The organism is Dyella acidisoli, assembly GCF_030160295.1.
GTDB classification, from domain to species: domain Bacteria; phylum Pseudomonadota; class Gammaproteobacteria; order Xanthomonadales; family Rhodanobacteraceae; genus Dyella_B; species Dyella_B acidisoli.
The window spans coordinates 161,870-178,041 of sequence record NZ_BSOB01000006.1; the positions used below are offsets into that span (position 1 = coordinate 161,870).

Genomic DNA, 16,172 nt, shown 5'->3' on the forward strand with positions numbered 1-16,172 from the left:
AGAGGGAACTAAAAGCCGCGACATTTTCTGCACACTCCAGCCCATGCCAAGCCACGCCGCATCGGCTATCGTTGCGCCTTTGGCCCTACCCGTTCCGTGGCTATCCGCGCTCGCATGGACTCTGCACCCACCGCCCCTTCCTCACGCCAAACTGCTGCATTCGCCTTCATCTTCGTCACGGTGATGGTGGACATGCTGGCGTTCGGCATCATCATCCCGGTGTTGCCGCATCTGATCGTGGAACTCAGTGGTGGCAGCATCGCGCAGGCGGCGGTGTGGTCGAGTGCGTTCGGCACGGTGTTCATGCTGATGCAGTTCGTGTTTTCGCCGGTGCAAGGCACGTTGTCGGATCGTTTCGGTCGCCGTACCGTGATCCTGATTTCCAGCTTTGGATTAGGTGTCGACTTCATCGTGATGGCGCTCGCGCCAGCAGTGTGGCTGCTCTTCATCGGCCGTATCGTGGCAGGCATCTGTGCGGCAAGTTTCACCACGGCCAATGCCTACATCGCCGATATCGTGCCGAAGGAAAAACGCACTGCGGCCTATGGTGCAATGGGCGCGGCGTTCGCCATCGGCTTCGTAGTCGGTCCGGCATTGGGCGGCTTCCTGGGGCACTTCAGCATCCGACTGCCGTTCTGGGTGGCAGCTGTGCTGTCGTTGATCAACTTCTGCTACGGCTTCTTCGTGCTGCCGGAATCGCTGGCACCCGAACGGCGCAGCAAGCGCTTCGAATGGAGCCACGCCAACCCCTTCGGCGCGCTGGTGCTATTGCGCCGCTATCCGCAGGTGTTTGCACTCGCCAGCGTGTACTTCCTGATCAGCCTGGCGCAGTTCTCGCTCAACGCCACTTACGTGCTCTACACCGACTACCGTTACGGCTGGGGTGCGCAGGCGGTGGGCTATACGCTGGCACTGGTCGGGCTGTGCAGTGGCTTCGTGCAGGCCGTGCTGGTGCGGAGGCTGATGCCGAAGCTGGGCGAGAAGCGCCTGATCATCATCGGCTTGCTGCTCTGCGTGGTCGGCCACTTGTTCTTCGGCTTTTCTTCGGTGTCGTGGATGTTCCTGCTTGGCATCCCATTCCTGTGCCTGGGCGGACTCTCCGGGCCACCTACCCAGACGTTGATGACGCAGCAGGTGGACCCGCACGAGCAAGGGCGTCTGCAAGGTGCGTTGAGCAGCCTGGCCAGTCTGGCCGGCATCTTCGGGCCCGCGCTGTTTGCCAATCTGTTCGCCTTGTTCATCAGCGATCACGCCCCCATGCATCTGCCCGGTATCGCCTTCGTGCTGGCGGCACTGCTGCTTGTCGTCGCTACCGGTATCGCCAGCTATGCGGTACGACACGTGCACGCGGTGCCATCCGCCGATAGACATCCGACAACACCGCCGCATGGCGAACTTTCGCCCATTGCGGATGTGATTACCCACGAGTCCCTTCCTCATCATCACTCGGAGTCATCCCCATGAGTCTCTCGATGTACCAAGCCTCAGTACCGCTGTTCCTGCGCGCACTGACCAACCTGCATCACGTACTCAAGCTCGGTGAAAAGCACGCCAACGAAAAAAGCGTAGAAGGTTCGGTGATGTTGCATACCCGCCTCATCCCCGACATGCTGCCGCTGGTCAAGCAGGTGCAGATCGCCACCGACATGGCCAAGAACGGCGCCGCACGCTTGGCCGGCGTCGATCCACTGAAGTTCGAAGACAACGAAACTTCGTTCGACGAACTGTATCAACGCATTGAACGCGCCATCGAATACATCAAGAGCTTCAAGCCCGAACAGATCGACGGCAGCGAAACACGCACCATCACGCTGAAGATGCGCCGCGGCGACATGAACTTCGAAGGCCAGGCCTATCTGCTGCACTTCGTCATTCCCAACCTGTTCTTCCATTGCACCACGACGTACGACATTTTGCGTGCAGCTGGTACGAATATCGGCAAGGAAGATTTCATCGGCAAGGCGTAAGCCCATTTGCTTCCCTGCGCAGGGCGATGCTTTCGCCCTGCGCATTGTCCATCGAGTTGATGGATTTTCACTGCATCACGATTCGCATCTAGCCATCCGCGCACGGCAAGTTCTCGTACAAATCCGTAGCCGCGTCGACGAACACCCCTCTTTCCTGAGTCGCAACGACTCGCCCTACATCAAATTGGGCGAACTCCGATTGTTGCAAAAACGTTAGTGGCTTATTTGATCACTACGGTTTGCAACATCTTCCTTTTAGGGGTTGGACCGTAAGACCGCGATTGTCGCCTTCAAGCCATCTAATCGGCTTCGGAAACCTTTCGCCTTTTATCAGATGTCGCTTGTTGCTACGCAAGCAACGAGCAGCGACTCCAGGGAGAGATCACCTTGAAAACAGGAAACACTTTTAATTACTCATTGCTGTCGTTGGCATGTGTTGCCGCGTTGGCAAGCACGGGCGTGTTTGCTCAAGACAATCAAACAAACTCCAATACTCCAAGCCCAAAGAAACTTGAGGCTGTTACCGTCACTGGCTCTTTAATTCCCCAGACTCAGATTGAGACGTTTACTCCGACGACCACCATCACCTCTCAGGAGCTTAAGGCCAGAGGTTTTTCGTCGGTTGCAGACGCGCTTCAGCAGATGACGTTCTCTACCGGAAGCGTTCAGAACTCGCAGACGACCAATACCTTCACGCCAGGGGCAAAAACCCTGAGCCTGTTTGGTCTTCCAGTGGGTTACGTGAAGTACCTGATCGATGGCCGCCCGATGTCGAGCTTCTCTGCGCTTTACAACAGCACTGACGTCTTCACCAACCTCAATACGATTCCGACCGACCTTGTTGATCACATTGACATCCTTCCAGGCGGACAGTCCACGCTGTACGGATCTGATGCCATCGCTGGCGTCGTTAACATTGTGATGAAAAAGAAGATCGATGCGCCCGTCATCGACGTGCGGTACGGCTGGGACCAGCAAGGTGGTGGCGCAAGCCGCCACATCAGCTTTGCCGATGGCTTCAGCTTCGGCAAGCTCAATCTGCTGGTGGGCGCACAGTTTGAAAATACTCAGCCTGTGTGGTCCAAGGATCGTTCACTTACCTCCCACTTCTTCGAAAACGGCACATCCCCGGCTACTGCGAGCCGTGACTACCTCGTGTACAACAGCGACACGAGGAACAACTACTTGATGATGGATCCCAATCATTGCGCATTGACCACCGGTCAATTCAACGGCACCGAGGGCCTGCGCAATCGCGAAAGATTTGGCGAATACTGCGGTTCGTTCTATTCCCCAGGTCAGTCCACGCTGTCAAACGGCAGCAAAACGGCGAATGTCTATACTCATGCGACGTTTGACGTGAACGACAATGTTCAGCTGTACAGCGACGTCATGCTGAACTTCGATCGCGAAAAATATAGCCCTGGTTCGTCGGTTCTCTGGTGGGGAACAAACTCGAAGTACGGCTATATCTATGACCCGAACCTCGATGACTTCATCAACTTCCAGAAGGCCTTCAGCCCTGAGGAAGCCGGCGGGTTCCAAAACATCATGTACAAGACCTACGAGCGTAACTACACGTTTACGTTCGGCGCCAAGGGCGCACTCGGTGCCTCCAACTGGGAATATGACGCCTTTGCCATGCACGCGGAGGACAAGCTGAACGAAATGAACTTCGCTCGATTTACCGAGCCGATGGAGGCTTTCTTCGCTAATCGCGTGCTTGGCCCCGATCTCGGCCCGGATCCTTATGGTTTTGGTTTCAGCACGTTCCAGCCAAACTACGCAGCGTTTTATACGCCGATTTCCAACGCCGACTTTCGGACCTTCACCGGCTACACCTCCACACAAAGCAAGACGTGGCAAAACGTTGGACGCGTTACTCTGACTAATCCATCGTTGTTCCAGATGCCAGGCGGGGACGCGGGCGTAGCCTTCCTCTTGGAAGGTGGCAACGAAGGCTGGGACTACTCCCCCGATTCTCGCCTGCTGAGTGGTGACGTATGGGGCGCCTCTGCCGTACAAGGTGCGGGCCATCGCTCTCGCTACGCCGCAGCGACCGAATGGCGATTACCACTGCTATCGCAGCTGACAATGAGCGCTTCAGCTCGCTACGATGCATTCAACGTCGCTGGCGCCACGGTGAGCAAACCTACATACAGCGTGGGTCTTGAGTACCGCCCGTTCGACATGCTGCTGCTGCGTGCTCGCTATGGCACATCTTTCAAAGCCCCGACGCTGGCTGATGAGTTCCAGGGCGAAAGCAGCTCCTACGTGTCCCCCACCGACTACTACAACTGCGCAAAGCTGGGTTACGACGCAGCCGTCGCTCCCATTTCGTGCCCGGCAAAATACAACGGAGCCTCTGTGATTGCCGTGCAATCAGGCAATCCTTCCTTGAAGCCGATTTCTGCCTCCAATTGGAGCGCGGGCCTGGTGTTTTCACCCGTGTCGCGGATGGCCCTTTCGATGGATTTCTATCACTGGAACATCAAAGATGAAGTCAGTGCCCAAAATCCCGATCAAATTCTGCTACAGGAAGCTGCATGCCGACTGGGCCAGCTTGATATCAATTCGCCAAGCTGCGTAGCAGCCATCAACCAGGTCACGCGAAATGCGAAGGGTGACATCACTGAGATTTACACCCCCAAGGTCAACGTGTCCAACGAAGTGCTCGACGCTATCAGTGCGGGCTTCAACTATTCTTTCGGTATTGGTCGTTTCGGCGAATTGAATACGAACCTGGCATATACCGATATCCTGCAGCACAAGCAGCAGATGTATGCAGGCGATCCCTATGTCGACCTGCTGCGCTCGCCGTACTACAGCACGGACTTCAAAACCAAGTTGAATGCTTCGTTGACCTGGAAACTGGACGACTGGAGCGCCACGTTGTACGCCACCCGCTATGGCAAGTCGCCCAACTATCTGGCAACCCTTGACCTTGCCACCCCGTACCAACAACCGGGGGAAGGCACGCTACCGGCATGGGTTATCTACAACGCCAGCGTCTCCTATAGCCCGATCTCCAACCTGAAGCTGTCCTTCGTCGTTGACAATCTGTTCAACACAATGCCGCCCGCGGACAACAGCTATCCAGGTACATCACTCTCCCCGTACAACCAGTACAACTACAACGTGTTCGGGCGCACGTTCTTCTTGGAAGCCAACTACAAGTTCGGCAAATAAGCGCATATTGCTTGCCTACTAGCCCTGCATTCTCTTGCAGGGCTTTTTTTCGTGTTTGACCATATTCCACCACACGATGTCACATTGAATCGACCGGACCATGCCCCCACCAAAGCGGAACCAGCAGAACCCGCAAGGGGTTATCGTCGTGACCAACCTGCCTCAAGTAAAAATCGACTTCGTCTCCGACGTCGTCTGCCCCTGGTGCGCCATCGGCCTGAAATCGCTCGAACAGGCGCTTCAGAAGCTGGATGGGGAAGTGACGGCGGAATTGCACTTTCGCCCTTTTGAATTGAATCCGCAGATGCCGCCGGAAGGCGAGGATGTGGCCGAGCATCTGGCGCACAAATACGGCAGCACGCCGGAGCAGATGTCCAAGAACCAGGAAGCCATCCGCCAGCGTGGTGCATCCGTGGGCTTTACCTTCAACATGGACAAGCGCAGCCGCATCTACAACACTTTCGATGCGCATCGGTTGCTGCATTGGGCAGAGCTGCAGGGACAGCAGCCGGCGCTGAAGATGGCTTTGCTGGAGGCCTATTTCGGTCACGGCGAAGACGTCAGCTCGCATGATGTACTGACTCGGGTAGCTGGCGAGGTGGGGCTGGATGCCGCCGCAGCGCGCGAGGTGCTGGGCAGCGGTCGCTACGCGGACGAGGTTCGCCAGGAGGAGCGCCTCTACCAGCAGCAAGGTATACGCGCCGTGCCGTCGGTGATCGTCAATGGCAAGTACCTGATTCAAGGCGGCCAGCCACCTGAAATGTTCGAGCAGACCTTGCGCAAGATCGTGGCGGAGGTTTGAGTCAGGTTGGCGGTGAACACCCCAACACGGCAATGACGCATGCCATGGTGATGTTGGAGTTTTTACCCCGACTTACTTCAGTTTGAGGCGAGGTTGGCCCCTCACCCCAACCCTCTCCCCGGAGGGGAGAGGGAGAATGTGGGGCGACGTGAGAGAATACCGCTCCCGCTCAGCCTCATTTTGCAATGCTGCGACTCACCGACATCAAGCTCCCCCTGGACCATCCCGAGGAAGCGCTCACCGCTGCCATTCGCGCCAAGTTGCATGTCGGCGCCTCGGCCATTCGCGGCTATTCGGTGTTTCGCCGCGGCTATGACGCCCGCAAGCGCGGGGCGATCCAGTTGATCTACACGCTGGACGTGGATGTCGCCGACGAAGACAAGCTGCTGGTGCGTTTCGCGGATGATCCGCACGTGCGCCAAACGCCGGATACGAACTACCAATTCGTTGCGAAAGCCCCATCGGTATTTTCACGTGACATCCCTGTCACGGAGAGCGAAAGTCAAAAATCGGCCATCCATGGCCGAACTCCTCAAAAACACCCACACCGCCCCGTTGTCATCGGCCTGGGCCCATGCGGCTTGTTCGCTGGCTTATTACTGGCACAGATGGGCTTCCGACCCATCATCCTTGAGCGCGGCAAGGCGGTGCGCGAGCGCACCAAGGACACCTGGGATCTTTGGCGCAAGCGCAATCTGCATCCGGAATCGAACGTGCAGTTCGGCGAAGGTGGTGCGGGTACGTTTTCGGACGGCAAGCTTTACAGCCAGATTTCCGATCCCAAGCATTACGGCCGCAAAGTGCTTACGGAATTTGTGAAAGCCGGTGCTCCGGAAGAAATCATCTATGTGAGCAAGCCGCATATCGGCACCTTCCGCCTGGTGACGATGGTGGAGAACATGCGCAACACCATCGAAGCCTTGGGTGGCGAAATTCGCTTCGAGCATCGCGTCGACGACCTGCAGGTTGAAACCGACGCCGACGGTGTTCGCTACGTTCGCGGCGTAACGTTGGCGAACGGCGAGCAGATACGTACGGATCATGTGGTACTGGCGCTAGGCCACAGTGCGCGCGATACGGTTGCCATGCTGCATCAACGCGACGTGTATCTGGAAGCCAAGCCCTTTTCGATCGGTTTTCGTGTGGAGCATCCGCAGTCGATGGTCGACCGCGATCGCTTCGGCTCACAGGCAGGTCATCCGCTGCTTGGGGCGGCGGATTACAAATTGGTGCATCACTGCCGCAACGGCCGTTCGGTCTACAGCTTCTGCATGTGCCCAGGCGGGACAGTGGTTGCTGCCACCAGTGAACCCGGCCGCGTGGTGACCAACGGCATGAGCCAATATTCGCGCAATGAACGCAACGCGAATGCGGCCATTGTGGTGGGTATCGAGCCCAACGACTTCGCTCCCTATGACAGCAGTGGCAGTCCGCTGGCCGGCATCGCTTTGCAGCGCGAGCTGGAAAGCCGTGCATTCGACCTCGGTGGCGGAACCTATGAAGCACCGGGCCAGCTCATTGGAGACTTTCTCGCCGGCAAGGCATCAACCGTGCTTGGCGACATCATGCCTTCCTACAAGCCCGGCGTGCACCTCACCGATCTATCGACAGCACTGCCGGACTATGCCGTGGAAGCCATTCGCGAGGCGATGCCCGCGTTCGATCGCAAGATAAAAGGTTTCGCACGAGCAGATGCTATTTTCACCGGCGTAGAAACGCGCACCTCTTCGCCAGTTCGCATACGCCGCAATGACGATGATCTGCAGAGCCTCAACACACGCGGGTTGTTTCCGGCCGGTGAAGGTGCTGGCTACGCAGGCGGCATTCTCTCCGCGGGCGTGGACGGTATTCGCGTAGCTGAAGCCGTAGCGCTAAGCATCACACAGCAAGAAGTGCATGCTTACTGACGCAACCAAAGACAGTATTCGCGAAGCCTATGCGCGAGTGAAAGACGGCTTACCCGGTTTCCGCGCACGTGCGGCGCAAACGCGCATGATTGCAGAAGTGGCCAAGGCACTGGCGCAAGGTGGCGGCGCGGCGGTGATCGAAGCGCCGACTGGCACCGGCAAATCCATGGCGTATTTGATTGCCGGTGTGGAAGCGGCGCGTGCGCTCAAGAAGAAGCTGCTGATCGCCACCGCAACCGTCGCTTTGCAAGAACAGTTGGTGGAGCGCGATATCCCGCTGTACTTGAAACTCAACGGTTGCGAACTGAAAGTGGCGCTTGCCAAAGGACGCGGCCGTTATCTTTGCCCACGCAATCTACGCATGGCCGGCAACAGTCTTGCCGAAAGCGCGCAGATGGGCCTTGGGCTGGATGCGGATCTCGCGTTATGGAGCAAACCTCCGGCAGAACGCGACAAGCAGGTACTGCGCAAACTCGCCGACACCTTCGACCGCAACGAGTGGAACGGTGACATGGATGCCGCGCCTGAAACGCCCGGCGACATGCTGCGCGCGATGATCACCACCAGCACCGGCGGCTGCACCGCCCGCCGCTGCGCGTACTTCATGCAATGCCCGTTTTTCGCCGCGCGCCGCGCTGCGGCTGATGCGGACATCATTGTCGCCAATCAGGATCTGGTGCTTTCCGATCTCACCTTGTCCAGCGGCGAGGAAAGTTGGGGCGGCGTTTTTCTGCCCAAGCCGGAAGAAACGCTGTATGTGTTCGACGAAGCGCATCACATGCCCAGCAAGACCATCGACCGCGGCGCCGCCGATGTCATGCTCGGCACAGCGGTTCGGCAGATCAGCCGCCTTGGCCGCCAGGTGCATGCAGCCTATTCGCTTACCGACAAAGAAGTTATCGGCAAGCTCACACTCGACGCAGGCGATCAAAAACTGCAGGAGCTGAGCGACGCACTAGAGGCATTGGAAAAGGAAATCCGCCAATCGTGGATGCCGGACCCAGCAGAAACCGAACCGGTGTATCGCGGCTCGCTGGGGCAACTGCCCGACAACTGGGTCCAACAGGCCACTTTCCTCTACATTGCGGCTTCTGAAGTGCAACGCTGGCTCACCGCAGTGCGCCGCACCGTCACTGAGATGAGCGAGGGTGGCCCCACGCAGGAAGCCTTGGCGCGCGAACTAGGCATGGCGCTGGAACGCATCGATCGCCAGGTGCGCACGTGGCGCGCGTGGTCCAGCGATGATCCGGAACATGCGCCGCCGCTCGCTCGTTGGGTCACGCTATCTAACGACCAGCAACTGGTTTGCCACGCCTCCGCGGTTTCTGCAGGCGCACTGCTGCGCAATATTCTCTGGGACAACGCCAGCGCCGTGGTGATGACGTCGGCCACGTTGAGCGTGGGCGGCAATTTCCGCGGTTTTGCCGATGCAGTGGGTTTGCCGGATGATGCGGTTACCGTAAGCCTGCCTTCGCCCTTCGATCTTGGTGCGCAAGCGCGCCTGGAAATACCCGCGGTATCCGCGCTGCCCGACGCACGCGAACAACACGCACAGGAAATCACCGAGTGGCTGGCCGAGCATCTTGACTGGGACGCCGGCAACCTGGTGCTGTTCACCTCACGCGCGAAACTGGAACGCGTGTTGCAGCGCCTGCCGATCGACAAGGTACGCAAGGTGCGCGCGCAGGGCTCACTGGGCAAAACGCAATTGATCGCCGAGCACGTTGCGGCGATCGAAGCCGGCAAGGGCAGCACACTGTTCGGACTGGCATCATTTGGTGAAGGTCTGGATCTACCCGGCAAGCTGTGCGAAACGGTCGTGATCACGCAATTGCCGTTCGCCGTGCCGACCGATCCCGTCGGCGCCACCTACGCCGAATGGCTGGAATCGCGCGGACGCAATCCCTTCATGGAAGTCGCCGTACCGGAAGCCACCCGTTTGCTGATCCAATACTGCGGCCGCCTGATTCGCAGCGAGACCGACCGCGGCCGCATCGTGCTGCTGGATCGACGCGTCATCACGCGGCAATACGGCAGCCAGATGCTAAAAGCCCTGCCACCGTTCCAGCGTGTGATCGAGCGTACTGCATGAGCATCATCCGCCTGCGCGATTGTCCTGCCGTGCCATGGAAGAACGGCATGGGACGCACACGTGAATTGGCTATCCATCCTGCCGGAGCCGGCATGGGGGATTTCATCTGGCGAGTGAGCGTGGCTGAAGTGGATAGCGCGGCGCCGTTTTCTTCGTTCGAGGGCGTCGATCGCTACATCGCGCTGTTGGAAGGCGCAGGTTTTACGATGACGCTGGATGATGGTCGCAGTCATGCTCTCACTGAACCTTTCTCGCCTTTTGCATTTCCGGGTGAAGCGAAAGTGACGATTGCGCTGCAAGGCGGCTCCACGCGCGATTTCAACCTGATGTTGCGTCGCTCGAAAGCACGCGGCGAGCTGGTGACTTGGGAAGATCCAGGCCGGCAGGTGGTCGACGATGCGGTTGCGCTGATCTACTGCGCACGCGGGCATGTCGATACGTCCGATGGGCGCCTGCAGCCTGGGGATGCGTGGTTGCCTACGCCTTCAACGGGGCGCGTTGCGCTGGATCGCGGGACGTTGGCACTTGTCGCGCGGGTGGAATTGCTGGGTAATTAGTAGTCGGCATCGTCGTCATTGACCAGCTTCGCTGTTGTAAAGCGCCTCGGCGAAGAAGGGCGTAGGTTGGGTTAGCGCAGCGTAACCCAACAGGTCTTGCCAAACGCGATGGAATCGTTGGGTTACGCTAGCGCTAACCCAACCTACTCCGGCCTTCGCCGAGGCGCTTTACAACAGCGAAGCTGGTCAATGACGGTGAGGTAGTTGTAAGGCATTTCGGCTAGATCCCGCTCCCTTGCGCTTGAGGTTCCCACCATGCTCGTGCTGATCCTCGGTCTTATTATTTTCATCGGCTTGCATTCCATCCGCATCGTCGCCAACGACTGGCGCACGCAGCAGATCGAGCGTATCGGCCTCAATCGGTGGAAGGCCATTTACTCCATCGTTGCAGCGGTTGGTCTCGTGCTAATCGTCGTCGGCTTCATCATGGCAAAGCGGCATATTGTGCCGTTGTATGTGCCACCGGCATGGTTACGGCATCTCAACGGCTTGTTCATGCTGATCGCACTGATCCTGTTTCCCGCTGCACGCGTGCCGAACAACTCCATCAAGGCCAGGCTGCATCATCCGCAGGTGCTGGCAGTGAAAACCTGGTCGTTCGGCCACCTGCTCGCTACCGGCATGCTGCATGACGTGGTGTTGTTCGGTGCATTCTTCGTTTGGTCTGTGGTTTTATTTGCAGCTTCGCGCCGGCGCGACCGGCTCAACGGCACGGCCTATCCCCCCGGAACGGTGAAGGGCACCGTGATAGCCGTCGTGGCAGGCATTGTGCTCTGGACCTTGTTCGCGTTCGGGCTGCATAACTTCCTGTTTGGCGTGAACCCGATGGCGTGACAGGTGCCGATGGTCATCTACGCCGGCATGCCGGGCAGCGTTATAGTCGTGCCGTCCAATAGATGGAGGTGACGCCCATGGTTGGCTTTCTGCTCTGGTTGGTGCTGCTGGTGTTCTGCTGGCCGCTCGCGCTGCTTGCGCTGGTGCTGTACCCCATCGTGTGGCTGCTGTTGCTGCCGTTCCGGTTGGTTGGTATCACGATGAATGCCGTGTTCGCCTTTCTAAAAGCGCTACTGATGCTGCCTGCGCGGGTATTACGCGGGCCGGCATAAGCTCCCTCCCCTGCGTGCAGGGGAAGGCCGGGGTGGGGTTGCACGAGCTTGCCGCATAGATTGAATTCATCGCGAGGTTGCTCCACCCCACCCCAACCCTCCCCTACTGCACGTAGGGGAGGGAGCCGGTTTTGGACGAGCTGAATCCTCTTACTGCACCGACACCACCGGCAAGCTGACAAAGCTCGCATGTTCCGGCGTATGCCACACGCGCTGCGTGGCCTTCACGTAATCACTCGACTTCGCATCGAAGATATTCGGCACAAAGGTTTGCGGATTGCGGTCGTAAAGCGGGAACAAGCTGGATTGCACCTGCACCATGATGCGGTGGCCTGGTTCGAATACGTGGTTCACCGTGGGCAGACGGAAACTGTATGCCAGCGGTGTATTTGCTTCAATCGCCTGCGGATGCTCAAAGCTGGTGCGATAACGGCCGCGGAAAATATCCAGCGAAATCGGCAGCTCGTAACCACCCATGCCAGGGTTCGAAGGCACGGTGTCGGGATAGACATCGATGATCTTCACCACCCAATCGCTATCCGTGCCGCTGGTCGACGCCACCAGATTCACTTGCGGCGCACCACTGACGCGTACGGGTGAATTCAGCGTCTCGCTCACGTAGGTGAGCACATCCGGACGGTCATCGACGAAGCGTTGATCGTTAAGCAGCCAGCGCGTCCATGCTTCATGATCGGAGCCCACCACCGGCCGTGGCTGATACGGCACCGGCTTGGCCGGATCGGAAACGTACTCATCGTAGTTTGCATCGCCGGCTTTTGGCGCGTCGAACGAAACGCGGCCATTCGCCAGCAGGTAAAGCGGCTTGGCCGTGGCATCGCAACCCTGATCGCACGAGAGCGGCCAATGCGTGAAACGATCCCAATGATTCTCGCCGGTGTTGTAGATCAGCACGGGCGGGGTATCGGCTTTCGGTGCGCCATCCTTGAGATATTGATTGAAGAACGGCAACAACACATCACGCCGGAATTGCAGTGCGGTGTCGCCATCCCATTTCATCGGCCCGAGTTCGCTGCCGTCGTAATTCACCTGGCTGTGGCGCCATGGACCCATCACCAGGTAATTCATGGTGTTGCTGCTGTCTTTCGGCTCCATCGCCTCGTAACTGTGAATAGCGCCATACATGTCCTCCTGATCCCACAGGCCCTGGATCCACATGGTGGGCACTTTGAGCGGCTGTTGCGCCATGGTTTTATCGAGCGCCTGCGCCGACCAGAACTGCGTATAGGCCGCGTTTTCGTGAATCTTGCGCCAGAACGGTAATCCATCCAGTCCATGGTGGCGTGCGTAATCACCCGCCGAGCCTGCGCGCAGGAAATTGCCGTAATCGTCGTGCCCCTGGCGCGGAATGATGTAGCCCTTGGCACGCACAGTTGTCTGGGCGGTGATGTAGTCGAAATTGGTCTGACGGAAAGCGCCGTAATGGAACCAGTCGTCGCCCATCCAGCCATCCACCATCGGGCTTTCCGGCGCAGCGACCTTCAGGGCGGGATGCGGATCGACCAGCGCCATCACCACCGTGAAGCCTTCGTACGATGAACCGAGCATGCCGACTTTGCCGTTCGATTCGGGAATGTTCTTCGACAGCCATGCGATGGTGTCATAGGCATCGGTGGATTCATCCACCTTGCCGTGATTGAGCGGGCCACGCAGCGGCAAGGTCATCACGTACGTGCCTTCGGAACCGTATTTGCCGCGGATGTCCTGGAACACGCGGATGTAACCGGCTTTGACGAACACCTCATCGCCTTGTGGCAGCAAATCCAGCATGTGCGAAGAGTTCGTGCGCTCGGTGCGTCCATCCGCGTTGTACGGCGTGCGCGTGAGCAGGATCGGCGCGTTATTTGCGCCCTTCGGAATCACGATCACGGTGTGCAACTTCACACCGTCGCGCATCGGGACCATCACTACGCGCTTGATGTAATCGTTGGCGTTGGTTGGCGCGGTGAAGTTGGGCGGAATGTCCGGCGTCATCGACGCCGTCTGCGCATGCACGCCGGCGGCCATCAAACCCATGGCAAGCGCCGCGCACGAAAACAGGGAACGAATCGGGTGCATGAAAATCTCCGCGGCATCAGCCGCCCATACCCTGACGGCTGATGCATTCGATGTGGGGAATGCTGCTCTCCCGGCAGCACCCAGACTTTAGGCCATCCCGCCCACCACGCGTGCATGACTTCCTGCACTACCTCTTGCAATTACGTGCCGCCGGAGCAGGATGTAAGCCTGAGTTACCGCTGGACCAGTACCTTGCAAGCCGTCGACACCCTCACGCCCTGCCCTTGCGGCCATCACACCAGTTACACGCGTTGCTGCGGTCCGCTGCACGATGGCGCCATCGCAAGCACGGCCGAGGCGCTGATGCGATCGCGCTATAGCGCCTATGTGCTCAAACGCGAAGATTATCTGCTGGCAACCTGGCACCCCAGCACACGGCCGGCCAGCCTGAAGCTGGCAGCGCAGCAACCCTCACCCACCTGGCTGGGGCTGGACGTAAAGCAGCATAAACAGGATGGCGAGCACGCCACGGTGGAATTCATTGCACGCCTGCGCTACGGCGGCGGCAAGGCGCAGCGCATGCACGAGATCAGCCGCTTCGTGCGTGACCAGGGGCGCTGGTATTACGTGGATGGGCAGTTTCCGGAGTAGGTTGGGATGCAAACCCAAACCTACGTGCTGATCGACAGCTCGCTCTCGCCTTCGAAGTGTCCGTTCGGCCCGAAGCGGCGTTCGATGATCAGCCCCTTGCCGTCATAACCCATCGCCACGATGGTGCTGGCGCGCGTACCGTATGCTTCGCCGCGAATGAAAGCAGAAGACAGCCAGCGCTCGCGCTCCACTCCCACACCCGTATCGGGCAACAACTCATCCGGCGCTTGGCGCTCATCGGCCAGCGCACGGAACAGCGGCGCGAAATCCACTTCGTGACCCGCATCCATCCATGCCTGCAAGCGTTGCATCAGCGCGCGCGTCTTGGGCCACGGCGTGTTGAAGTCGGCATTGGAAAGGCCATGCACGCCGGGATCGATAAGCTGCGCCCGCGATGAAGGCCGGTTGCTGATGTAAAAACCGTGCTCGACGTCGAAAGTAAGCAAGTTGAAGGGACGATAGCTGGATGCGGTGGCGACAAGTTTCTGCGCATGCTCCACCGCATCGTCGGTACCGGTGAGGTAATCGGTGGCAAGCAGTCCGCGCGACACGCCATGCTGCGGGTCGCGTGGGTCGCGCACGTTGGTGACCACACAGCATCGACCTGTCGGTGTAACGCCCAGCCAGGTGCCGCCTGCTTCGAGATCGCGTCCGCCGACAATCCGCGCATCGTTCCAGCGCGACAACGGTGCACTGGGCCGCGCATGAAATTCATCGCGATTGCCAGCCAGCAATAAACGCCAGCGGGGATGTACTTGCCAAGCGAAGGTGATCAGGCACATGACGACACCATAACTCCCTCTCCCCCTCGGGGAGAGGGTTGGGGTGAGGGGGCACGCTTGCCGTGGTGTACACACCTGACACCACAAGCGGCACTCATATTTTGCATGCTTGGAAGTGAGCTTGGTCGCAAGATTGTCCCCTCACCCTAGCCCTCTCCCCGTAGGGGAGAGGGAACCAAAGTCGCACGCTTTCGCGCAGCATCGGCCCAGCGTGCAGCAACGCGTGGCGATGTCATGCACACCGCACCGTCAGTCACCGTGGTTACCGCGCGTTCCAACAACTGGATATCGGCTTCGTGCTGGCGCGCGACGTGCGGGTCTTCAAAGAAAATGGCGCGCTGACAGCGCCGCTCCAGCACCAGATCGGCAATCTGCGCATCACCACCCATCGGTCCGCTTTGAAAGCGCTCCACCCAGTTCTCGCCTTGCGGCCACCCGCGACTCCACGCCAACTCGTTCAACTGCTGACCTGTCGTTCCCGTGGCGACGCGACGCGCAAAACGCGCAAGCACATCGAAGTGATCGGATGCGTACGCCATCATCTGCGGCTTCATCGCATCATGTGCAATCAATGCAAGCGTGTGTGTTTCAAGCGCATGCAAATCATCGGCACCGGCGTCGGGCACCATGCTGGCCTGGATACGCTCCATCTCGATCCAATCGCGCGCGGAGGCCACAGTGGAAATAAACGGCTTCTGGTGAATTACGCATTGGCGCTTCAACGCTACCGCTTCGGGAAAGATGGACGACGGATCGACCGGGTCGATCAAATAAATCGCGCCATCCAACGTGCGGCCCGGCCCATGCATGCCGACTATCTCGGCCACCAGCTTCATGAGCCCGCCTTCGCGGCCATACGGATAGCGCGCCAGGCCGGGGTAATCGCTGAGATAACCGCTCCGCTCGATGGCGGCATGCGTACGTCCCACCGCGTGCAGGTGCAGATTCAACTCACGAATGCCTTGCTCGCACGCACGCAACCAACGGAACAGCGCCGCGTCGTCGTGATCGTGATGAAGCGCGTTGGCGGCAAGACCCATCCGCATGTTGCTTTTCCCCTTGTTTGAAAGTTCAGCTAAAGAACCAGTGACACGCCCTGATGG

Annotated in this window: 13 protein-coding genes; 10 read left to right on the top strand and 3 right to left on the bottom strand. The window is 58.9% G+C overall.

Annotated elements, in window-relative coordinates; all coding sequences use genetic code 11:
- Positions 1–114: 114 nt before the first annotated feature.
- The 9 genes from QQJ86_RS04055 (at position 115) to QQJ86_RS04095 (ending at position 11,620) form a co-directional block, all read left to right on the top strand.
- The gene (locus QQJ86_RS04055; RefSeq protein WP_284319630.1) at positions 115–1,464 is read left to right on the top strand and encodes a TCR/Tet family MFS transporter; all 1,350 of its coding nucleotides are present in this window, start codon (positions 115–117) and stop codon (positions 1,462–1,464) included.
- Entirely contained in the window at positions 1,461–1,967 is a 507-nt protein-coding gene (locus tag QQJ86_RS04060) for a DUF1993 domain-containing protein (protein WP_284319631.1), read from the top strand. Before QQJ86_RS04055 ends, QQJ86_RS04060 begins: the two co-directional genes overlap by 4 nt.
- A 459-nt stretch (positions 1,968–2,426) precedes the next feature.
- Entirely contained in the window at positions 2,427–5,156 is a 2,730-nt protein-coding gene (locus QQJ86_RS04065) for a TonB-dependent receptor plug domain-containing protein (protein WP_284319690.1), read from the top strand.
- Positions 5,157–5,304: 148 nt separating this feature from the next.
- Positions 5,305–5,958: a DsbA family oxidoreductase gene (locus QQJ86_RS04070; protein WP_284319632.1), complete on the top strand. Its 654-nt coding sequence runs from the start codon at positions 5,305–5,307 to the stop codon at positions 5,956–5,958.
- Between the two features lie 185 nt (positions 5,959–6,143).
- Positions 6,144–7,865 carry an NAD(P)/FAD-dependent oxidoreductase gene (locus tag QQJ86_RS04075; RefSeq protein WP_284319633.1) on the top strand — a complete coding sequence of 574 codons (1,722 nt, stop codon included), beginning with the start codon at positions 6,144–6,146 and terminating at the stop codon, positions 7,863–7,865.
- Positions 7,855–9,957, top strand: coding sequence for an ATP-dependent DNA helicase DinG (gene dinG / locus QQJ86_RS04080; RefSeq protein ID WP_284319634.1), 2,103 nt, complete (start codon positions 7,855–7,857; stop codon positions 9,955–9,957). Before QQJ86_RS04075 ends, dinG begins: the two co-directional genes overlap by 11 nt.
- Positions 9,954–10,514 carry a HutD/Ves family protein gene (locus QQJ86_RS04085; RefSeq protein WP_284319635.1) on the top strand — a complete coding sequence of 187 codons (561 nt, stop codon included), beginning with the start codon at positions 9,954–9,956 and terminating at the stop codon, positions 10,512–10,514. Before dinG ends, QQJ86_RS04085 begins: the two co-directional genes overlap by 4 nt.
- A gap of 255 nt (positions 10,515–10,769) precedes the next feature.
- On the top strand, positions 10,770–11,348 hold the full coding sequence (locus QQJ86_RS04090) for an NnrU family protein (protein ID WP_284319636.1): 579 nt from the start codon (positions 10,770–10,772) through the stop codon (positions 11,346–11,348).
- A gap of 77 nt (positions 11,349–11,425) precedes the next feature.
- The gene (locus tag QQJ86_RS04095) at positions 11,426–11,620 is read left to right on the top strand and encodes a hypothetical protein (protein WP_284319637.1); all 195 of its coding nucleotides are present in this window, start codon (positions 11,426–11,428) and stop codon (positions 11,618–11,620) included.
- A gap of 150 nt (positions 11,621–11,770) precedes the next feature.
- Here the strand turns inward: QQJ86_RS04095 and QQJ86_RS04100 are convergent, their stop codons facing one another.
- Positions 11,771–13,687, bottom strand: coding sequence for a CocE/NonD family hydrolase (locus QQJ86_RS04100; RefSeq protein ID WP_423372970.1), 1,917 nt, complete (start codon positions 13,685–13,687; stop codon positions 11,771–11,773).
- 201 nt (positions 13,688–13,888) lie between these two features.
- On the opposite strand from QQJ86_RS04100, the gene QQJ86_RS04105 reads away from it, so the two are divergent.
- Positions 13,889–14,287, top strand: a complete 399-nt coding sequence (locus QQJ86_RS04105) for a YchJ family protein (RefSeq protein WP_284319692.1) — start codon at positions 13,889–13,891, stop codon at positions 14,285–14,287.
- Between the two features lie 20 nt (positions 14,288–14,307).
- Here the strand turns inward: QQJ86_RS04105 and QQJ86_RS04110 are convergent, their stop codons facing one another.
- Both QQJ86_RS04110 and QQJ86_RS04115 read right to left on the bottom strand, forming a co-directional pair.
- The gene (locus tag QQJ86_RS04110; RefSeq protein WP_284319638.1) at positions 14,308–15,069 is read right to left on the bottom strand and encodes an NRDE family protein; all 762 of its coding nucleotides are present in this window, start codon (positions 15,067–15,069) and stop codon (positions 14,308–14,310) included.
- A 146-nt stretch (positions 15,070–15,215) separates the two neighbouring features.
- Positions 15,216–16,115 (bottom strand): methylglyoxal synthase, encoded by a 900-nt coding sequence (locus QQJ86_RS04115; protein WP_284319639.1) that lies wholly within the window; start codon positions 16,113–16,115, stop codon positions 15,216–15,218.
- Between the last annotated feature and the right edge of the window lie 57 nt (positions 16,116–16,172).